At 47.5% G+C, this 20,547-nt stretch carries 17 protein-coding genes; 11 read left to right on the forward strand and 6 right to left on the reverse strand.

What is annotated here, in order from left to right; all coding sequences use genetic code 11:
• Nucleotides 1–65: 65 nt before the first annotated feature.
• Nucleotides 66–536, forward strand: coding sequence for an RNase H family protein (locus L6475_RS13035; RefSeq protein WP_237820729.1), 471 nt, complete (start codon nt 66–68; stop codon nt 534–536).
• 40 nt (nt 537–576) lie between these two features.
• On the opposite strand, the gene ribD is transcribed toward L6475_RS13035, so the two are convergent.
• The 5 genes from ribD to L6475_RS13060 form a co-directional block, all read right to left on the reverse strand.
• Nucleotides 577–1,539 (reverse strand): bifunctional diaminohydroxyphosphoribosylaminopyrimidine deaminase/5-amino-6-(5-phosphoribosylamino)uracil reductase RibD, encoded by a 963-nt coding sequence (gene ribD, locus L6475_RS13040; RefSeq protein ID WP_237820731.1) that lies wholly within the window; start codon nt 1,537–1,539, stop codon nt 577–579.
• A 15-nt stretch (nt 1,540–1,554) separates the two neighbouring features.
• The gene (locus L6475_RS13045) at nt 1,555–4,101 is read right to left on the reverse strand and encodes a bifunctional UDP-N-acetylmuramoyl-tripeptide:D-alanyl-D-alanine ligase/alanine racemase (RefSeq protein ID WP_237820733.1); all 2,547 of its coding nucleotides are present in this window, start codon (nt 4,099–4,101) and stop codon (nt 1,555–1,557) included.
• A gap of 281 nt (nt 4,102–4,382) precedes the next feature.
• Nucleotides 4,383–5,219, reverse strand: a complete 837-nt coding sequence (locus L6475_RS13050; RefSeq protein ID WP_237820735.1) for a GSCFA domain-containing protein — start codon at nt 5,217–5,219, stop codon at nt 4,383–4,385.
• Between the two features lie 16 nt (nt 5,220–5,235).
• The gene (gene purN / locus L6475_RS13055) at nt 5,236–5,820 is read right to left on the reverse strand and encodes a phosphoribosylglycinamide formyltransferase (RefSeq protein ID WP_237820737.1); all 585 of its coding nucleotides are present in this window, start codon (nt 5,818–5,820) and stop codon (nt 5,236–5,238) included.
• Between the two features lie 7 nt (nt 5,821–5,827).
• Nucleotides 5,828–6,592 (reverse strand): radical SAM protein, encoded by a 765-nt coding sequence (locus L6475_RS13060; protein WP_237820739.1) that lies wholly within the window; start codon nt 6,590–6,592, stop codon nt 5,828–5,830.
• A gap of 185 nt (nt 6,593–6,777) precedes the next feature.
• Between L6475_RS13060 and L6475_RS13065 the strand changes: the two genes are divergently transcribed.
• The 6 genes from L6475_RS13065 to folK are packed head-to-tail and all read left to right on the forward strand — an operon-like array spanning nt 6,778 to nt 11,184.
• Nucleotides 6,778–7,659, forward strand: coding sequence for an ABC transporter permease (locus tag L6475_RS13065; RefSeq protein WP_237820741.1), 882 nt, complete (start codon nt 6,778–6,780; stop codon nt 7,657–7,659).
• Nucleotides 7,660–7,679: 20 nt separating this feature from the next.
• Nucleotides 7,680–7,919: a DUF3098 domain-containing protein gene (locus L6475_RS13070; protein WP_237820743.1), complete on the forward strand. Its 240-nt coding sequence runs from the start codon at nt 7,680–7,682 to the stop codon at nt 7,917–7,919.
• Nucleotides 7,919–8,782, forward strand: coding sequence for an undecaprenyl-diphosphate phosphatase (locus L6475_RS13075; protein ID WP_237820745.1), 864 nt, complete (start codon nt 7,919–7,921; stop codon nt 8,780–8,782). The genes L6475_RS13070 and L6475_RS13075 overlap by 1 nt, the downstream gene beginning before the upstream one ends.
• Entirely contained in the window at nt 8,783–9,496 is a 714-nt protein-coding gene (truB, locus tag L6475_RS13080) for a tRNA pseudouridine(55) synthase TruB (RefSeq protein ID WP_237820747.1), read from the forward strand.
• Nucleotides 9,497–9,549: 53 nt separating this feature from the next.
• On the forward strand, nt 9,550–10,692 hold the full coding sequence (gene queA / locus L6475_RS13085) for a tRNA preQ1(34) S-adenosylmethionine ribosyltransferase-isomerase QueA (RefSeq protein ID WP_237820749.1): 1,143 nt from the start codon (nt 9,550–9,552) through the stop codon (nt 10,690–10,692).
• Between the two features lie 30 nt (nt 10,693–10,722).
• Nucleotides 10,723–11,184, forward strand: coding sequence for a 2-amino-4-hydroxy-6-hydroxymethyldihydropteridine diphosphokinase (gene folK / locus L6475_RS13090; protein WP_237820751.1), 462 nt, complete (start codon nt 10,723–10,725; stop codon nt 11,182–11,184).
• Between the two features lie 93 nt (nt 11,185–11,277).
• Here folK and rpsO read toward each other — a convergent pair whose 3' ends face one another.
• Nucleotides 11,278–11,547 (reverse strand): 30S ribosomal protein S15, encoded by a 270-nt coding sequence (gene rpsO / locus L6475_RS13095; RefSeq protein ID WP_237820753.1) that lies wholly within the window; start codon nt 11,545–11,547, stop codon nt 11,278–11,280.
• Between the two features lie 350 nt (nt 11,548–11,897).
• Here rpsO and L6475_RS13100 point away from each other — a divergent pair, with 350 nt between their 5' ends.
• The 4 genes from L6475_RS13100 to typA all read left to right on the forward strand — a co-directional run bounded on the left by L6475_RS13100 (nt 11,898) and on the right by typA (nt 20,430).
• Entirely contained in the window at nt 11,898–13,928 is a 2,031-nt protein-coding gene (locus tag L6475_RS13100; protein WP_237820756.1) for a C10 family peptidase, read from the forward strand.
• Nucleotides 13,929–14,159: 231 nt separating this feature from the next.
• Nucleotides 14,160–17,384 (forward strand): RagB/SusD family nutrient uptake outer membrane protein, encoded by a 3,225-nt coding sequence (locus tag L6475_RS13105; RefSeq protein ID WP_237820758.1) that lies wholly within the window; start codon nt 14,160–14,162, stop codon nt 17,382–17,384.
• 461 nt (nt 17,385–17,845) lie between these two features.
• Nucleotides 17,846–18,277 carry a hypothetical protein gene (locus tag L6475_RS13110; RefSeq protein ID WP_237820760.1) on the forward strand — a complete coding sequence of 144 codons (432 nt, stop codon included), beginning with the start codon at nt 17,846–17,848 and terminating at the stop codon, nt 18,275–18,277.
• Nucleotides 18,278–18,627: 350 nt separating this feature from the next.
• Complete coding sequence (gene typA, locus L6475_RS13115; protein WP_237820763.1) at nt 18,628–20,430, forward strand: translational GTPase TypA; 1,803 nt, start codon at nt 18,628–18,630, stop codon at nt 20,428–20,430.
• Nucleotides 20,431–20,547: the final 117 nt, after the last annotated feature.

Raw genomic sequence — 20,547 nt, forward strand, 5'->3', positions numbered from 1 at the left:
ATGTGGGGTATTTTTTTGGCTTTTTACGCAGTTCGTCGTACCTTTGGTCCCAAATTAAAATAACAATGTCCAATCAACTACAGAATCCCCCCGATTATCGTCACGACACCATCCTTCCCTTGCCCATGGAAGTTACTGCTGATGCATGGGCCGTCGATGCAGCATGCTCCGGAAACCCTGGTCCTATGGAATATCAGGCCATCGACCTGCAGACGGGTGCATGCGTATTCCATTTCGGTCCCGTCCACGGCACCAACAACATTGGCGAGTTTCTGGCCATTGTCCATGCCCTGGCTCTTTGCTGGCAGCAGGGCCTCCATACAAAGACTATTTACAGCGATTCCTATAATGCCATTCTATGGGTGAAGAAACGCCAGTGCAAGACAAAATTGGAGCGTACGCCCAAGACCGAGCAACTCTATCAGATCATTGCCCGTGCTGAGCGTTGGCTTCAGACTCACGACTATAAGAACCCGCTATTGAAATGGGAAACAGGAAAATGGGGCGAAGTGCCCGCCGACTTTGGCAGGAAATAACTAAAGAGAATTATTCTTTGAAGAAACAGAAACAAGCTCCTCAATCGGGGAGCTTGCTTGTTATTGTATAGTTCACAATGATGTTGTTGTCATACTGTTGTTGCGAGATTACTACTGCATTGGCTGGCAGATGCGGGGCTCGCGTACCGCCGTTGACGGTGAGCGAGAAATTGGTTTCTACCCGGATTTCATCCCATAAGTTCTGCGCCAGGAACGACTCAAGGGTTTTTCTTCCGCCTTCCACAATCAGCGATTGAATGTTCTGATGGTAGAGGGTTTCAAGACTCAACGGATGCTGACGATCTACAACCAGGCGCTTGGGCGACGGACCCGACCAGTGGCGTACGGTGAGCTGAGGATGCTCGCGCTCGTTGGTCACGCGGCCCACAAGGATAGCGTCTTCCTCGGCACGCAACTTATGACCTAACATCTGAGTGAAAGCATTCGAAATGGCCAGCGGCTGCCCGTTATCGTCGATAAAGCCGTTGGCGGTCTGGGCCCATTTCAGAATGATATAGGGACGATGCAACCGATGGAAGGTGAAGAAACGACGGTTCAGTGCCTTGCACTCTTCTTCCAATACACCAACAGTCACTTCGGTGCCGGCATCACGGAGTTTTTTGATGCCACGTCCCTGCACTTCGGCAAACTCGTCGATACAGCCTACTACCACTCTGCGCACGCCTTTCCTGATGATGAGATCGGCACAGGGAGGTGTTTTTCCATAGTGAGAACAGGGTTCCAACGACACATAGATAGTGGCCTGCGACAACAGCGACTCATCTTCCGGGCGCACCGAAGCGAAGGCATTCACTTCAGCATGTCCCTGACCACAACGCACATGATAGCCCTCACCGATGATACGGTACTCGGTAGCGGATGATGACTGTTGAGCCATGGGAACAACAATCACTGCGCCCACCATAGGGTTGGGCTTGGCGTTCTGCCGCCCGTTACGGGCCAGTTGCAGGCATCGCCACATGTATTTCTCGTCAACAGTCATATTGCATGAAGATTATTAGTCCTGATAATAGATGCGCTTCACACGGTTGGAAACACCGGTCAGCACTTCATAGGGAATGGTTTCAAGAATGTCCGAGAGCACGGTGACAGGAAGTTCCTGACCGAATATTTCTACTGAATCACCCTCCTGACAGTCAATGCCCGTCACATCGATCATAGCCACATCCATGCAGATATTGCCTACATAGGGCGCTTTCTGACCATTCACCAGACAATAGCCATGACGATTGCCCAAGCGTCGGTTCAATCCGTCGGCATATCCGATAGGTATGGCTGCAATCACGCTGTCGCGATCAAGAATGGTTCTGCGGCTATAGCCTACAGAATCGCCTGCCTTTACATGGCGCATCTGCAAGATAGTGGTCTTCAGTGTGCTCACGGTTTTCAGTGTAGAGTGTAGAGTGGAGAGTGTAGAGTCTTCACTAGCATACGGCTCCACTCCATACAGTCCGATGCCCAGTCGGCACATGTCCATCTGGCGCTCGGGGAAATGCTCGATGCCGGCAGAGTTGTCCATGTGGCGCAGGATGCGATGACTGAAGGCCGACTGCAGTTTGCGACTTCCTTCATCGAAAAGGGCAAACTGAGTAGCTGAGAAATCATCGAACTCATCACTATCGCTACCCACAAAATGAGAGAACACCGAACGGGGAATAAGTGCTGTCTGATGCTGAAGGCGGTCAACCAGCTCGTCGATATCGGCTTTGGGATCAAAGCCCAGACGGTGCATACCGGTATCCAGTTTGATATGTACAGGCCATCCGGTGATACCTTCCTTGCGGGCTGCACGAATCAGGGCATCCATCAAACGGAAAGAATACACCTCTGGCTCAAGATCATAGTCGAAGAGAGTCTTGAATGATGTCATCTCAGGGTTCATCACCATGATATTGGCAGTAATGCCGGCTTTGCGCAGGGCCACGCCCTCATCGGCCACAGCCACAGCCAGATAATCTACACGGTTGTCCTGCAGGGTCTTGGCTATTTCGATGGCACCGGCTCCATAGGCATCAGCCTTGATCATGCACACCATTTTCGTGTCGGTTTTCAGGAACGAACGGAAATGGTTCAGGTTATCGACCACAGCCTGAAGGTTCACCTCAAGAATGGTTTCATGAACTTTCTGCTCCAACAGTTCGGTGATGCGCTCAAAACCGAACCGGCGTGCACCTTTCAGCAGCACCAGTTCGTTGGCAAGCTGACTGAACACTGTACTATTCACAAACTGTTCAACATCATGGAAGAAATGGCGCTCGGGAACATCAATCAGAGCTGCCTGCGAGGCTATCTCATCACCGATACCAATGAGTTTGGCCACCCCACGGTTTTTACACATGTTGGACACCTGCTGATAGAGCGAAGCCAACGACTCGCCACTCTGATAGATATCGCTGAGTATGAGGGTGATGGGCGATGGGTGCAACTTATTGGAAGCCTCGCCACGACGGTTCACAAAGTCGAGCGCGATGTCGAGCGAATTGATATCGTTGTTATAGGAATCGTTGATGAGGGTGAGACCGCGCTGGCCTTCCTTCACTTCCAGGCGCATGGCCACAGGTTCGAGCAGTGGCATGCGTTCTGCCAGATCCTCATGGGTAAGCCCAAGGTAGAGTGCTGTGGCCGCACAGGTGATACTGTTTTCTATGGAAGCCTCATCGATGAAGGGAATCACGTATGAAGAGCGTACACCTTTATATATATAGGTAATCTGTGAAGAGACGGAATCGGGCAGTGCCTGAACGCTCTCTACCTTGAACTCAACATTGTCGCTGATGCGCGACCAGCCGATGCGCTCGCCCTGATAACCGGAACGGCGCACGCAGCGGCTCACAATATCATCATCGCTGGGATAGACAATGGCGGCCGTGTCGTGAAACAACTGAAGTTTCTCCATGCACTTCTCTTCCATGGAGCGGAAATTCTCCTGATGGGCGGCGCCCAAGGAAGTGAGCACGCCCACGGTGGGTTGGATGATATCGCGCAGGGCAGCCATCTCACCGGGCTGACTGATACCTGCCTCAAACAGACCTACCTGAGACTGTTCGCCCAACAACCAGACTGAAAGGGGCACACCAATCTGAGAGTTATAGCTGCGAGGCGAACGAGTGACATTCAACGAAGAGCGCTCGCCAGATGCTGTTCCCACTGCTACGGCAGAAAGCAACTGGTACAGCCACTCCTTGACCATGGTCTTTCCGTTGGAACCGGTAATGCCTACGATGGGAATATCGAACTCGTCACGATGACGCTCGGCCAGTCGCTGAAGAGCAGCCAGAGGAGAAGGCACCTGCAGGAAGTTGGCTTCCGGATAAGATGCCAAATCAGGTACCTCTTTCACTACAAACGAGCGAACGCCACGCCGATAAAGTTCAGGGATATACTTATGTCCGTCGTTGCGCTGAGTGCGCAGGGCAAAGAAAAGTGTCTGTTCAGGGAAACGAAGTGAACGGCTGTCAGTGAGTAGCCATCCCACGGTGGTCTCAGTGCTTCCATAGCGGCGGGCACCAATCAGTGTCGCCACCTTTACGATGCTATAGGTCATTATTGTACGAAAAAAAATCTATAAAAAACTTTTTATGCGATTATTGTATTGCAAAAGTACATATTTTATATATAATGCCAAAGAAATGGAATCCATTTTTAGCAAAATTTGGACTGAGCCGCCACTTCCTTAATGAAGGAAGCAAAAAGGGTCATTTTAAATTTTGGCCATTATTTTCTAAATTTTGGCCAAAATTCAAAAAATAATGGCCAAAATTTATTTCAGTAGTTATTTTATTCCGTTGCAAAAGGAGAAGGGAGACAACCCAACAGAACAACAAATCAAGACCAACGGGCCAACAGTTCGGCCTCACGCCTTTTGGTTTCAGCCAGAAATTGCTGATACTCTTCACTCTCAGGATGGAAAGGACGATGAGCCAATGCTTCTTTCAAGGGTTTCCATTCCTTTAGGAACTCAACGGCTTTGGGTGAGAAATAATGGTCAACCAATTGTTGCCACAGGTATTCAACCGCCTGGTCTGTGGGGTGCAACATGTCCTCCTTATAAAAACGATAGTCGCGCAACTCGTCAAGCACCACCTCGTAGGCCGGGAAATAGGAAAGCGATGAATTGGGTACAAAGAGTTTCGAATCGTGCACCAGTCTGTCGATGGCAAGAAGGAGGGTGGCTTTCGACAACTGACTGATGTGGTAGCCATACTTGGCATAGCGGATGGGGCTGACTGTAAACACCACATGAATATCAGGACGGTGAGCACGCAGTAATTCCACCGACAATCGAAGAAAATTGACGGTTTCATCGATAGAAAGGTCTTCTTCGGAGAAGAGTCGTTGGGGTCGTTTCTCACAGTTATCCACTATTTCGCCAGTAGAGATCAATCGGTAGATACGGTTGGTACCCAAAGTGACAAACACCACTCTGGGAAAAGCTTTCTCGCCACCACTGGCAAGATGCTCTTCGCAGAATCGCTCAATGGTATGCAACACTGAGGCAGGATTGTACATCGTGCCGTAAGGGTTGATTACCACAGGAAAATGCTCATTAAGGAAGTGCTTACCGATATTGTCTGCAAAACAAGAACCGACAAAAAGCATCGATTCCATCGGTTCGATTTGGAAGGCTGGTTCTGGGATGTCAACTTTAGTTCGAAACTCCATAGAAGAAATATTATAGTTATTCGTTTAGTTCTTTCAACACCCGAGCCACTACTACCGGGAAATGCTTCATTTCCAGAGAATGAACTTTTTCGGCGATTTCATCGACAGAATCATCCGGGGAAAGCGATGTGTGGAACTGGGCAATAATGTCTCCACCATCACAAACATTCGACACGAAATGAATGGTGATGCCCGTTTCCTGTTCGCCTGCTGCCTTCACCGCTTCATGAACATGATGCCCCCACATGCCCTTACCGCCATATTTCGGAAGAAGTGAAGGATGGATATTGACAATGCGACGCGGAAAAGCCTCAACCAAAAAGGAAGGAACCAACGGAAGAAAGCCTGCCAGCACGATGAAATCGACAGAAAACTGCTGAAGAAGGGTCATCATGAACTGCTGATTGTTCAGATCTGCTTTCACGGCGACAGCAGTAGGAACACCCAGTCGGCGGGCCCGTTCCAGAGCAAAGGCATCAGCCTTATTGCTCACAACAAGAACTACCGTAGCCAATTCAGAACCTTCAAAATATCGAATCAGGTTCTCACAATTGGTACCGTTGCCCGACACAAAAACAGCTATGTTGACTTTCCTTTTCATTCTTCACTTAATACGACGCCTGGCAGGGAATGCCTTCGGCCATCACACGATCGCGGATAGCATCCAGTTCCTCGTGTGTAGCCTTTGACAAAGTCTTGTCGGGAGTTTCTCGGTCAATGGTATATACCATCACCTCTTGGGGACGAATAGCCTTTACCACCTCCAGCCAAGGCTCGACATATTCGTCGGACGTATTACTTACGCCTGGTCCGTGCAGGAAAATCGTCTGAATAATGATATGTCCGTTGAAGGCTTTCATGCATTCGATAATCCGGTCCAACTGATAAGTACCCGTCGGGCGGTCAACCTTCTGAATATAGTCGATACTGACAGTGTCCAGTTTCAGAATATTATTATCGACCCTCATCAGAGCATCGTGGACAGAAGGTTTATGAATGAACGTGGAGTTGCTGAGCACTGATACTTTCGCCTTCGGGCAATAGCGATTGCGTAGGACAATGGTATCTTCGATGATTTCAGGGAAATGAGGATGACTGGTAGGTTCGCCATTGCCGGCAAATGTCAACACATCAGGCAGTTGGCCTTCGGCAACCATCTGCTGCAAACGAGTTTCCAACTGTTCAGCCACCTCCTCACGAGTGGGCAGAGGCTGCTTTGGCCGATGGTCGGCATTAAATCCGCACTCACAGTAAATACAGTCGAAACTACACACTTTGCCATCGGGAGGCAACAAATTAATGCCTAACGACAAACCGAGGCGACGGCTATGAATAGGGCCAAAGATAGGCGATGGATAGATAACTGTACTCATAACGACGACAAAGTTAAGCAATTACTGAAGAGTAAGATGTGGAGAAAGCGGATATTTAGGAGTTTTTATGCAAAATAAAGTTAAAACAGACAAGCTAAGTACTAACAACTCCTAACCACGCACACCAAACTCACAACTCTTTAGTATCTTTGCATAGATTTTGGTGTAATACGTCCAATTAGCTAATGGGAAAAAGAAACAAACCGACCCGGCGCCCTCAAGGTATGCAGGCCGTTACTTTATGTATTAGTACCACAATGGTACTGATTTTATTAGGGCTTGTAGTACTTTCGGTTCTAACTACTCGCAATCTTACGAACTATGTCAGAGAACATCTGACCGTGACTGTGATGCTGGGCGACAGCGTGACAGCCAAGGAAGGTAAGGCTTTGGGCAAAAAGCTTCAAGAGGCCTACTACGTGAAAGATGTGACCTACATCAGCAAAGAGCAGGCCCTAAAAGAACAGACTGAGGCAATGGGCAGCGATCCATCGGAATTTCTGGGTGTAAACCCCTTTGTGGCTACACTGGAAATGCACTTAAAGGCCGATTACGCCAACGCCGACTCACTGCGAAAATTTTCCAAAATCATCAAGAAGAACAAGCAACAGGTAACTGACGTGACCTATCAGGAGAATCTGACGGAACAGGTGAACTACAACCTGAACCGTATCTCGTTCGTCCTGTTAGGCTTGGCTGTATTGCTGATTATCGTCAGCTATTCACTGATATCCAACTCTGTCAGACTCGACATCTACTCGCGTCGTTTCTCCATCCACACCATGAAACTGGTGGGTGCCTCGTGGTCGTTCATCCGCTGGCCGTTCCTGCGCCGTTCAATCAGCATTGGCTTAGTGGCTTCATTACTGGCCTGTGCGTCACTTTGCGGCATCGTTTACGGACTGTACCAATACCAGCCGGGCGCACAGGAAATCATCACATGGATAGAACTGACCATCATGGGACTGGCCGTATTTGCTTTCGGTTTCCTGATCATGCTGTTCTGCACATTTATCTCGGTGAACAAATTCCTGAGAATGACAGCTGGAGAACTGTATAAGATTTGAACAATAAAACAATCAAAAATATGAACAAGCAGAATCTTGCCTTTGGGCGAATGAACTTTATCCTGCTGGCAGCAGGAATGATTGTTGTCATCATCGGATTTATCCTGATGGGAGGCGACGGTTCTACCGACACGGCCTACAATCCCGACATTTTCAGTGTGCGCCGCACCAAGGTGGCCCCTATTGTGTGTCTAATCGGTTTTGTATCGATGATTTACGCCGTAGTTTACAAACCTAAAGATAAGGAGAATACGAAATAATGGACTGGATTGAAACCGTTATCATAGCCATCGTTGAAGGACTGACAGAATTTCTGCCCGTATCATCAACTGGCCATATGATTATTACCCAGAACCTGCTGGGTGTAGAGAGCACGCCTTTTGTTAAGGCTTTCACCATTATTATTCAGTTTGGCGCCATTCTATCGGTGGTATGCCTATACTGGAAACGCTTTTTCCGTTTGAACCACGAGCCGGCACCTGAAGGCAGCACACCTTTGCAAGCTTTCATGCACAAGTGGAATTTCTACTGGAAACTGTTTATAGCCTTCCTCCCAGCAGTGGTGTTCGGATTCCTGGGCAAGATGGGCGGACTCATCGACCGTTTCCTGGAGAGTGTTGAGGTGGTGGCCGTAATGCTGGTTGTAGGTGGTATCTTCATGCTGTTCTGTGACCGCCTATTTAATAAAGGTAGTGAGAAGACAGAACTGACCGAGCGCCGCGCATTCCATATCGGTTTGTTCCAGTGCATCGCCATGATTCCCGGCGTTTCGCGCTCCATGGCCACGATAGTAGGCGGTATGGCCCAAGGACTTACCCGCCGTGCAGCAGCCGAATTCTCGTTCTTCCTGGCAGTGCCCACCATGGCAGCTGCTACGGCATTGGACTTCCTTCAGCTGTTCTTCGGAGACGGAGCAGATGCCAGTTGGGCAACAAGCGACAACCTGCTGATGCTTGGGTTGGGCTGCGTGGTAGCCTTTATCGTGGCACTGTTGGCTATGAAATGGTTCGTCGCTTTCCTGACAAAATACGGCTTTAAGGCATTTGGTATCTACCGCATCATCGTTGGCAGCATCATTATCTATCTGCTGATGACAGGGCATTCACTCGCAATGGTTGACTAAATGAACTTTCAAGAAGGCGAATTCATCTATATCAACAAGCCCTATCGCATGTCGTCATTCGGTGCGCTGGCCTATGTCCGCACCCGACTGTCACGACTGCTGCATGTGAAGCGACTGAAAACTGGGCATGCGGGCACTCTTGACCCACTGGCCACAGGAGTACTGATACTCTGCACAGGCAAGGCTACAAAGAAAATAGAGAGTCTGCAACTGCAGGACAAGGAATATACGGCCACACTGCAACTGGGAGCCACCACACCCTCGTTCGACAAGGAACATACGGTGGATATGACCTATCCCACGCACCATATCACCCGTGAGCTGATTGAACAGACGCTCCACCAGTTTGAAGGAAACACCATGCAGGTGCCCCCACTCTATTCAGCAGTGATGGTGGATGGTCACCGCGCCTACAAACTGGCCCGTAAGGGCAGCGATGTAGAACTGCAGGCCAAGCCAATCCGCATTGACGAGATTGAACTGACCCATTTCGACCCGGATACCATGCAGATGAGCATCCGGGTGGCTTGCGGAAAAGGAACATACATCCGCTCGCTGGCACGCGACATTGGATTTGCCTTGGGCAGCGGCGCTTTCCTTACCGCACTCTGCCGTACCCGCTTGGGAAATGTGCGCATTGAGGACTGCGTAACACTCGATGAATTCCCCGCCTGGCTCGAACGTCAGGAGATAGAACTTCCAGAGAGGACCTGAGGCTGGCATAACACAGAAACTGAGTATTGTAATCACGTAACACCGAAATATTGATGAAACTATCACAATTCAAATTCAAACTTCCTGAAGAGCTCATCGCCCTTTATCCCCCTCATCGTGCTTTCGAGAATGAGGATGGAACAGTTGACCGCGTGTACAACCGCGACCAGTCACGACTGATGGTGCTACACCGTAAGAGTGAGAAAATTGAACTCTTCAAGAAAGATGCAGAAGGCAACGATACCGACCAGTATATGACCTTCCGCGACTTGGTGAACTACTTTGACGAAGGCGATACCTTCATCTTCAACGACACGAAGGTGTTCCCTGCCCGTCTCTATGGTACAAAAGAAAAGACCGATGCCAAGATTGAGGTATTCCTGCTGCGCGAACTGAACGAGGAACTCCGCCTGTGGGATGTGCTGGTAGAGCCTGCACGCAAAATCCGTATCGGCAACAAGTTGTTCTTCGACGGTGACGGCCCAATGGTGGCCGAAGTCATCGACAATACCACTTCACGTGGCCGTACTCTGCGTTTCCTCTACGACTGCGATCACGATGAGTTCAAGCGCGAGCTCTATGCACTGGGCCAGGCTCCCCTGCCCCGCTATATTGTAGAGCGCCGTGCAGCAGAGCCCGACGACATGGAGAATTTCCAGACCATCTTTGCCAAGAACGAAGGTGCTGTCACCGCACCCTCTACCGGTCTGCACTTCAGCAAGCAACTGATGAAGATGATGGAGATTCGCGGCTTTAACTTCGCCTATCTTACTGTTCACTGCGGTCTGGGTGCTTTCGACTCTATCGAGGTGGAAGACCTGACCAAGCACAAGATGAACTCTGAGCAGATGATCATCACCAACGAATGCTGCAATATTGTAAACGAGGCGAAGAATGCCGGTCATCGCATCTGTGCAGTGGGTGTGAGTGTGGCCCGTGCCACTGAGACTGCCGTTGGCACCGACGGAATGCTGAAGGAATATGACGGATGGACCAACAAGTTCCTCTTCCCGCCCTACGAGTTTGGAATGGCCAACACCATGATTGCCAATTTCTATCATCCTGAATCGACCATGATGATGGCTACTGCTGCCTTCGGCGGCTACGACCTGGTGATCGAGGCCTACAAACTGGCCCTGAAGAACGAATATAAGTTCGGATGCTATGGCGACAGTCTCCTGATTCTGGACGATTGATATTGAGAGGTGAGAATTGAGAGATGAGAGGTGAAGAATCTGAATTCTGATTTTCATACCGTTTACCTGGGACTCGGTTCCAACCTTGGCAACAGCCAGGAAACCATCCTCATGGCCTATAAAGAAATAGAAAAGCTGATTGGCACCATCGTGCGCCAATCAGCTTTCTATATATCTGAACCATGGGGATTTGAGTCAGCCCATCTGTTCACCAATACCGTTATCTGTGTCAGCACCCGACTCAAGCCTCACGAGGTGTTGAGGCAAACACAGACCATCGAACGCTCTTTAGGCAAAAACAGTTCTCACGCCACCGAGCGCACTGTCACCGCCAACCAGCAACCGCTCATCCACTACCATGACCGCCCAATAGACATAGACATTCTTCTCTACGACGATCTTCACATCGACACCCCCGATCTGAAAATCCCCCATCCGTTGATGCAGGAAAGGGACTTTGTAATGAAACCACTACGAGAAATTCTGCAATAAAGAAAGAACTTTGCGAGAGATCGCTCAGAGAAATTCTGCAATAAAAAAAGCCCTGCTCTTAACGAACAGGGCTTTATAGTTTCTCTACATCTTTTATTTACGCAGACCCAGAGCCTTGATGAGGGCACGGTAGCGATTAATGTCAGTGTTGTAGAGGTACTTCAGCAACTTACGACGACGACCTACCATCATGGTCAGTGAACGAGCGGTCACGTGATCCTTGTGGTTCTGTTTCAGGTGCTCAGTGAGGTGCTTAATACGATAGGTGAACAAAGCCACCTGGCTCTCTACTGAACCAGTGTCCTTAGCGTCTTTGCCATACTGGCCGAAAATCTCTGCTTTTTTTGCTTGATCGAGATACATAATTAAATAAATGTGATTAATTGATTTGTTGTGCTCATTTACATCTTTCCTACGCTCGCCCTGCTAATCACTGCGGAAGCTTTGCGTTGTCAGATGCTTCGGACTTTCCGAAAAGCGCGTGCAAAGGTACTACTTTTATGTAAAATAATGATAAAATGGAATGAAGATTTTCTGTTTACCTGTCTGTTTTAACATTATTTTTCATTAAGTAATGTTGCTACAATCATTGTGCAGACATTGATTTCTCAAAGGAAAAAGAGAAATTCCTTTTGTCGTTTCGGAAGATAGTAATACCTTTGCAATAACAATAATAGTACTTTCAACTAATGGAGATATAGGTGTAAGAATATATGAACAGATCTTTCCTCTTGCTGCTCATGCTGTATGTGACAAGTATCATATGGGCAGACGTTGAAATCAGCGAAAAGAACTTCCCTGACCCGAATTTCCGAAATTGGATACTGTCGCAGCCATTTGGCAAAGACGGTGTGCTGTCTGACAAGGAGATTGCTGACATTACGGAGATGAATGTGTCAAACAAAAACATTCATGACCTGAAGGGAATAGAATACTTTACGGCATTGGAAAGCCTTAACTTAGACAAGAACCAAGTCAAGTACATCGATGTCTCGAAAAATAAGGAATTGGTATATCTAAGGGTTGAACGGAACCAGTTAACCTCACTTGACGTTTCGAAAAATGAAGCGATGCGATTCTTGATGTGTGGCGGCAATTCTCTTACAGAACTTAACACGTCAGGATGTACTGCACTCGAACGGATACGCTGTTGGCACAATCAGTTCAATGGTGCGATCATGGATTCTCTGATAAGGAACCTGCCAATTGTCACTAAGGCAGAACTATGTATCAGAAGCAATACAAATGATCGGAATACGATGACTTCTTCACAGGTGACTGCGGCAAAAGCTAAAGGATGGTTGCCAAAACATCTCGTAGAGCGCACATGGGAAGAATATGCTGGCACCGAGCCTCTTCCTGTAGTGATTACTGATGAGCTAATCAGGGATTCGTTAGTAGTATTATCACAATTTGTCTTTTCAGAAGAAGTAAAACCTCTTATAAAGACTCAATGGGGACAGCATTACCCATTCAACCTGCTATGCCCTGAGACAGACAATAATAATGGTGAGAATACTTACAAACTGGCTGGCTGTGGCCCTGTGGCTATGGCTCAGGTGGTGAATTATCACCGCTATCCGTCAATGAGCCCTGATGGGAAGTATGAATATGACTGGAGCCAGATGTTCCACTCGCTGACTTCTAACGTGCAGAAAGAGGGAATAGTTGCTGTAGCAAAGCTCATCAGCGACTGCGGCGTATCATCCTTTACCGAATATGGAGACGAACGGAGCAGCACTTCACTTTCGTATATTATGGGTGCAATGAAGCGTCTTTTCGGATATAGCAACTATATGAGCATCTACAACCGCTCTGATTTTGAAACACCTAAGCGAGACAGCTTGTACCGACAGCTTATTTTCTCGGAACTGAAGGCAGGAAGGCCCGTTCTCTATCGAGGAACCAATGAAAAGGGAGAAGGACATCTGTTTATCATTGATGGATGCAAGAAAGGCAAGGTACATGTAAACATGGGATGGGGTGGCAATGATAACGGCTACTACGAATTAAGCGATTTGGGAGGCTATGGTCAGCAACATTGGATGCTGGTTGATGTGGCCGACAACAGTTATCAGGCAGAAACGAAAGAGGTTACCATTAGCGAGGCAGGCACCCTTGTAAAACTTCTCACACCAGAAGAGCGGCTTACTACTCGCCACATCAAACTGAAAGGAAAGATGAATGGTATAGACTTTTTCACTCTTCGGGAGATGTCGAAGAAAGGCCTGCTTCGTACTGTTGATATGGAACAGGTTGAGATGGAGGCATTACCTGATACCGCATTCTCTGATTGCTACTATCTGTCTCACTTCGTAGCACCACGAACATTGAAACGAATAGGAAATCGTTCCTTCTTTCGTTGCCGTAATCTCAATTATGCAGTATTTCATGATGGACTCCAGGAAGTGGGAAATGCGGCTTTTAGCGGATGCGAAAATCTTCTTGCCGTGAGACTGCCATCAACAACGACTAAGATAGGCTATAATGCCTACACATCGTGCAATACACTTCTTTCTGTCACAATCCCTGAAGGCTTATTGGACATTGGCAATTATGCCTTTTCCTATTGCAGTCACCTTTATTCCATCAACCTCCCCAAATCTCTCCGCAATATTGGCAAGGAAGTATTCAAAAACTGCAACCGTCTGACACATATCCGCCTTCATTCTGAGAATCCCTTTTACAAGGTTAATGAAGAAAATGAATTAATACCAATATCTACATCCACGCCTAAATTTTAGGTATTTCCCATAGTTCTGCCAGCAGCATGCCGTATCTCTTAAAGAGATAGGCCGTTTCTCTGGAAGCAATATGCCGTTTCGCTAATTAGGGGAGAAAGGTACTACTTTTTAATGAAAGTGGAAAGTGAGGAGATTTTTTAGATATAAATGTTTGTTAAAAGTTAGCTGCCGCTTGTGAATTTGCTCAATTTTTACGTATTTTGCATTTAAATAACTTAAAACATCATGCCTATGAAAAAATTATCCTTTGCTGTGCTATCGTTGTTCATATCCTTATTACCCATGAAAGGACAAACAGTAAACTTCAACGAAGAGAGCACTTATCAAACTTTATATCGTATGTTGGCTAGTCCATTCGATGATAACGGCTTGGGCGATATTGACAACTACGATACTGGTTCCACCGACTTTGTAAGAATGTTATGGAACCTCAACGAGTTGCCCACCGACGAGGCCATGTGCTGGTGGAACGATCCTGGCATTCCGGAGCTAAACTGGAACCAATGGACTCATCAGACAAGTTCACCGAAATGTATGTTCTGGCGTCTTTATATCGGTATCTTCAATGCAAACCTTTATTTAGAGAATGCTCCAGCCGAACTGAAACAGCGTCGTGCTGAGGTGCGTTTCCTGCGCGCCTTGTTCTATTTCCACGTCCTTGACTTGTTCGGCAATGCTCCACTGATGACCTCAACTAATATTAACCTTTTTGGCAGATATTACGAATATGCCAGGGCTGCAGGCATCGATACCAGCATCATGACTGAAGAAGAGTTCATAAGCAAATGTCAGGCATACGAGGATAACACCGTTGTACGACCCGAACAGGTTGGGTGCACGACTTTGTTTAACTTTATTGTCTCTGAACTGAAATCTTGCGAGACCGATCTCCCCGTGCCTGGTAGCGAAAGCTATGCCCGTCCGTCAAAAGCTGCTGCATGGCTGCTGCTGGCCCGTCTCTACCTGAATGCCTTTGTCTATACTGGCACGTCACAGTGGGAATTGGCTCGCGAATATGCCAAGAAAGTCATTGACAGCAATGCATACGCCCTGTGCAGCAACTACCGTTATCTCTTCATGGGCGACAATGCCACGAATGGTGCACAACACGAAACCTTGTTTGCCATCGATGCAACCCAACGCCCATATTCATGGGGCTGTACCACCTATCTGATAGCCTCAACAGTCAATTCGAAATATGACAACGGTATTACTGAACGTTGGGAAACTGGTGTTCACGCTCGTGGAGACATTGTGAATAAGTTCCAACTGAATGCAGACGACCGTGCCTTGTTCTATACGGAAGGGCGTTCACAGGTTGTTGAAACTTTCGACGACAGCCGTCAGGGATATGGGTTCGTGAAGTTCACCAATGTATTCTCCGATGGCACATCGCCTGGTACACAGTTTGCCGACACCGACTTCCCGTTGATGCGACTGGCCGAAGCCTACTTGACCATTGCCGAGGCGGATGCCCGTCTGAATAACGGAACATGTACGCCTGAGGGCATCAGCATGCTGAACAAGTTGCGTACCCGTGCCCATGCCAATGAGTTGCCTACAGTCACGCTTAATGACATTGCTGACGAGTGGGCTCGCGAGTTCATGTTCGAAGGTCGCCGTCGCAGCGACCTTATCCGCATGAACCTCTTCACGGGCGGCAACTATCTATGGGACTGGAAGGGTGGTCAGCGGTCAGGCATCGCCATCAGCGACCACCTGAGTCGTTTCCCTTTGCCTGAAGAAATAATGGTCTTAAAATCAGACTACCAACAGAACCCGGGCTACATGGATATCAATAAGGTTACCCTTGATGAGACGTTCGCTCTCAGCACGACAAGCGATACCGAACACCCCATTTCACTTCGCAATGTGGAAAGACTGGACTTTAGCTGGAACACGCCTGGCATCACTGGCGCAGACCCGTCTGAGTTGACTATCCGTTTGCAGATGTCGCCATCGGGCAATTTCGGTCAGACAACCAATTCAGATGAAATCATTCCTTACACTGGCTACACTTATTATCCATTCTTTAATGGCGAAATCAACACGGAGGAGTTGAATATGGCTCTGCTTAGTTGGAAGCGGGTCAAACGCTGGTCTGATTGTCCCCAAACCATTGATATATACTTTCGCTGCGTAGCTACTATCGGTCGTCGAGAAAGTGTGTCTAATGTCGTGAAGTTGACCGTCGTTCCCTATGCTAATAACATCAACTCCACAAACTTCTACCTTATAGGAGACGGCATTGGTGATGGAAAGCAGCTTCGCGAATCCGCAGGCATTGGCACTTCCATGATTCCTATGGACATCGATATTGAAAGTTATAGCCTTGAGAGCGGATGGTATAGTGCAGGAAAGTTCACCCAGACCGTCTACCTGAAAGAAGACAAGCCTTTCTGGATTTGCCGCATGAAGCAAGGCTACTACATGTACTCATCCGACGGCACCTTGAATGGCACAGAATACAATTCCTATACCGAAAACATCATGCCCGATGCCGGTCAAATGTTCACAGTCAAAGAATCGGGCACATACGAGGTTACGTTGGATTTCAACGTTCAATGGAAGAAGAACGACAATGGCGAATGGCAACACCCTCCTTACCTCACTCTGAAGAAAGTTGATGACATTGAAGGACAAGTGAACAGCGTAGCCCTTTCAGGTGTTGGCTCTGCCACCCTGAAGCAATGCCCAGGCAGTTTCGTATGGTATGGCAATGTCACAGTTCAGCAGACTGGACGCCTACACTTCTTAGTGGCAGGTGTGCCCTGGGGGGATAGCGGCAGTTCGTTTGGCTATGCCAAGCCCGGCAATGAAGAGATGATTGTTCCTGCTGGCAACTACGTTGTGACCTTTAACGCAGCCACTGGCTTCTACGACTTTTACAATACCAATGATACACGCTTCATCTGGGAGTCCTCTCCATTCAGTCTCATGTGGCAGCGCACATTGGAACAGACATTCGGTAATTTCTATTATATAGGCTGGTTGAACAATTGGAATATCGCCGACGACAGCTATCTGCTGGAGAACAAAGACGGTCTCATCTATCAAATCACCATTCCTAGTCCAGAAGTTAATGTTGAAGGTTGGTTCAAAATTGCCAGCGAGGAAGCCATCAGAACACGTGATTGGAACGAATACTTTATCACAGCTCCTTATGACGGATGTGAAGACTTGGAAGGCTACCTTACCTACGACAAAAATATGGGAGGAGCCTGGAAACTGCCTGCTCTTACCGATGGGGACACCCACTACCTCCTGCAGTTCAACATGGTATCGAAACGCTATAAGTTTACCCCTGTCAACCCGACTGGTATTAGCGAGGTCAGTGGCTCGAAAGCCGTTTTACCCACCATTTACAACCTGAACGGTATACGGGTGAAAAAGGGCATTCGTCAACTCTCCAAAGGACTATATATTATCGGTGGCAAGAAGATCGTAGTGCGCTAATACTTATTCTTTAATAATAGAGAGATTCATCGGAGTTGAGAAGATTTTTGCTTCTCAACTCTTTTATTGGTATGCTTTTTTATATAAAACACCATTTCTTTCATAGTTTTTTTTGAAATACGCTATCCTAAGCCAGAAAAGATATGGAAGAGTGTAGATAACTGCGGATCAGCGTGACCGTTCTCTATTTTGATATATATATTCTATCTATGTGCCAATTTTAGCACATTTGAAAAATTGAAAGAATGGATACTGACCACGTTACTTCCTGAAGAAAAAGTGGTGAAATAACTATGAAGAAATGCCAGATGCGATGCAAGACGCGTAACAGGGTGAAGGGAAATGGATGATAATACTAAAAATAGTGTGGAAAAATTTGTCTCTTTGACACAAAAGAATTACCTTTGCATTTACAAATCGAGAACTATACTTTAATTTAACAAACTAAAAACCAAAAAACAATGAAAAAGACTCTTTTAGGATTTGTAGTGGCAATTGTAGCCATGGGTGTAAGCAGTTGTGCAAGTTATAGTACTACCGCTCCTTTGCAAGGCATCAGCGAGAATGCTATCAGCACATATGCTGAAGCAGATATTGACTATGCCAGCGCCAAGCGTGTAACTGCAACTATTGAAACAGGTTCTGTATTTGGCATTCCTACCATTTCTAATGGCAACAAACAGCTGAGAAGTTCTAATCACTATGGTCGTTTGACCAAACGTCAGGCACAGGCTCTTTATAAGGCAAAGAAGGAAAGTGGCATGGATATTATTCTTGACCCAGAGTTTGAGTCGGAGAAGCATAGTTATTTCTTCGGTGCTATAAAAAATGGCAAGACCACAGTTTCTGGCTGGGGTGTAAAGGTGAAAGGCATCAAAGACTCTCGGCATTAAAATAGTTAAACACAAATCGAGTAAACTGGAGCTTGATCCACGGGGTTAAGATGACAGGTACTGATTACGATATTCCCTAATGGATTGTATATCCATAGGGAATTTTTTACTGCGGATCACAAGGCCTCTCGCAATACAGGATTGCCGACTCTGTTCTTGTGGCCTGAATCAAAGATCGCTTGTTCGAAATTCGAGGCAAAGCAAATTCTAATGCACTATGGGATAGTGTATAGTAGGATGAAATGACCACAAATAAGCATAGTCAGGCCAGAAAAAATGAATTTAACTTGAAAGGCAAGCATATTTCGAAAAAAAGTTGTACCTTTGCACGCAATTTACGTAAATAGAATATGCAGGATATTAGAAACATTGCGATTATTGCGCATGTGGACCACGGCAAAACAACGCTTGTGGACAAAATGATGCTGGCAGGCAATCTTTTCCGTGAGGGACAGGACCTCAGCAGTCAAGTACTTGATGCCAACGATCTGGAACGCGAACGTGGCATCACCATCCTTTCCAAAAACGTTTCAATTAACTGGAAAGGAACAAAAATCAACATCATCGATACTCCGGGACACTCTGACTTCGGTGGCGAGGTAGAGCGCGTGCTCAACATGGCCGACGGCTGCTTGCTGTTGGTAGATGCTTTCGAAGGCCCTATGCCTCAAACCCGCTTTGTGCTGCAAAAGGCATTGGAGATTGGACTGAAACCTATTGTGGTTGTGAACAAGGTTGACAAACCTAACTGCCGCCCCGAGGAGGTCTATGAGATGGTTTTCGACCTGATGTTCTCGCTCAATGCTACTGAAGACCAGTTAGACTTCCCCGTTGTTTATGGTTCGGCCAAGAACGGCTGGATGGGCGAAGACTACAACAAGCCAACCACAGATATTACCTATCTTCTTGATAAGATTGTCGAAGTGATTCCCGCTCCAAAGCAGTTGGAAGGCACTCCACAGATGCTGATCACCTCGCTCGACTACTCCAGCTATACAGGACGTATTGCTGTGGGACGTGTTCATCGCGGCACCTTGAAGGATGGCATGCAGGTAACGCTCTGCCATCGCGACGGTTCGATGGAGAAGACAAAGATCAAGGAGTTGCACACCTTCGACGGTATGGGTCATCAGCGCATAGACCAGGTGGAGTGCGGCGACATCTGTGCTGTCATTGGATTGGAAAAATTTGAGATTGGCGATACCATCTGCGATATTGAGAATCCGGAGCCACTGCCTCCCATTGCTATCGACGAGCCTACAATGTCGATGCTGTTCATGATCAACGACTCACCTTTCTTCGGTAAAGAAGGTAAGTTCGTTACCTCACGTCACATCAACGACCGTTTGGAAAAGGAACTGGAGAAGAACCTTGCCCTGCGCGTAAAACCTTTCGAGGATTCTACCGACAAATGGATTGTCTCGGGCCGCGGTGTGCTGCACCTCTCTGTGCTCATTGAGACCATGCGTCGCGAAGGCTACGAGTTGCAGGTGGGTCAGCCCCAGGTTATCTACAAGGAGATAGACGGTGTGAAGTGCGAGCCTATCGAAGAGCTCACCATCAATGTTCCCGAGGAGTTTGCCTCAAAGATGATTGATATGGTGACCCGTCGTAAGGGTGAGATGACCTCAATGGAGAGTCAGGGCGAGCGCACAAATATCGAGTTCAATATTCCCTCACGCGGTATCATCGGTCTGCGCACCAACGTGCTCACCGCTTCTCAGGGTGAGGCCATCATGGCTCACCGCTTCAAGGAGTATCAGCCACACAAGGGTGAGATTGAGCGCCGCGTGAACGGTTCAATGATTGCCCTGGAGACCGGCACTGCCTATGCCTATGCTATCGACAAGCTTCAGGACCGCGGTAAGTTCTTCATTGATCCAGGCGAAGACGTTTACTTGGGTGAGGTTGTGGGCGAGCATGTTCACGACAACGACCTGGTGATCAATGTTTGCAAGGCCAAGCAGCTCACCAACGTTCGTGCATCGGGTACCGACGACAAGGCTCGCATTATTCCGAAGACAGTGATGTCGCTCGAAGAATGCTTGGAGTACATCAAGGAAGACGAGCTGGTGGAGGTTACTCCAAAGTCAATGCGCATGCGTAAGATCATCCTTGACCACGACCAGCGCAAGAAGGCCAACAAGAATTAAGCCACATTTTTTCATTACTATATAGAAAAAAGACTCTCGACACCCTCGAGGGTCTTTTTTTTTGTTCATTCGACACAGAATATTATTAGCAAAACAAGAGAATCACCTAAAAACAAG

Origin of the sequence: Prevotella sp. E9-3 (assembly GCF_022024015.1) — a bacterium.
In the GTDB taxonomy this organism is placed as follows: Bacteria; Bacteroidota; Bacteroidia; order Bacteroidales; family Bacteroidaceae; genus Prevotella.

What these genes read in the sequence shown, in the direction of transcription:
- L6475_RS13050 (WP_237820735.1), bottom strand. Translation starts at nt 5,219, where the DNA reads ATGGAGTTTCGAACTAAAGTTGACATCCCAGAACCAGCCTTCCAAATC.
- rpsO (WP_237820753.1), bottom strand. Translation starts at nt 11,547, where the DNA reads ATGTATCTCGATCAAGCAAAAAAAGCAGAGATTTTCGGCCAGTATGGC.
- truB (WP_237820747.1), top strand. Translation starts at nt 8,783, where the DNA reads ATGAACTTTCAAGAAGGCGAATTCATCTATATCAACAAGCCCTATCGC.
- ribD (WP_237820731.1), bottom strand. Translation starts at nt 1,539, where the DNA reads ATGACTGTTGACGAGAAATACATGTGGCGATGCCTGCAACTGGCCCGT.
- L6475_RS13110 (WP_237820760.1), top strand. Translation starts at nt 17,846, where the DNA reads ATGAAAAAGACTCTTTTAGGATTTGTAGTGGCAATTGTAGCCATGGGT.
- L6475_RS13075 (WP_237820745.1), top strand. Translation starts at nt 7,919, where the DNA reads ATGGACTGGATTGAAACCGTTATCATAGCCATCGTTGAAGGACTGACA.
- L6475_RS13105 (WP_237820758.1), top strand. Translation starts at nt 14,160, where the DNA reads ATGAAAAAATTATCCTTTGCTGTGCTATCGTTGTTCATATCCTTATTA.
- L6475_RS13070 (WP_237820743.1), top strand. Translation starts at nt 7,680, where the DNA reads ATGAACAAGCAGAATCTTGCCTTTGGGCGAATGAACTTTATCCTGCTG.
- typA (WP_237820763.1), top strand. Translation starts at nt 18,628, where the DNA reads ATGCAGGATATTAGAAACATTGCGATTATTGCGCATGTGGACCACGGC.
- L6475_RS13100 (WP_237820756.1), top strand. Translation starts at nt 11,898, where the DNA reads ATGAACAGATCTTTCCTCTTGCTGCTCATGCTGTATGTGACAAGTATC.
- L6475_RS13045 (WP_237820733.1), bottom strand. Translation starts at nt 4,101, where the DNA reads ATGACCTATAGCATCGTAAAGGTGGCGACACTGATTGGTGCCCGCCGC.
- purN (WP_237820737.1), bottom strand. Translation starts at nt 5,820, where the DNA reads ATGAAAAGGAAAGTCAACATAGCTGTTTTTGTGTCGGGCAACGGTACC.
- L6475_RS13060 (WP_237820739.1), bottom strand. Translation starts at nt 6,592, where the DNA reads ATGAGTACAGTTATCTATCCATCGCCTATCTTTGGCCCTATTCATAGC.
- L6475_RS13035 (WP_237820729.1), top strand. Translation starts at nt 66, where the DNA reads ATGTCCAATCAACTACAGAATCCCCCCGATTATCGTCACGACACCATC.
- queA (WP_237820749.1), top strand. Translation starts at nt 9,550, where the DNA reads ATGAAACTATCACAATTCAAATTCAAACTTCCTGAAGAGCTCATCGCC.
- L6475_RS13065 (WP_237820741.1), top strand. Translation starts at nt 6,778, where the DNA reads ATGGGAAAAAGAAACAAACCGACCCGGCGCCCTCAAGGTATGCAGGCC.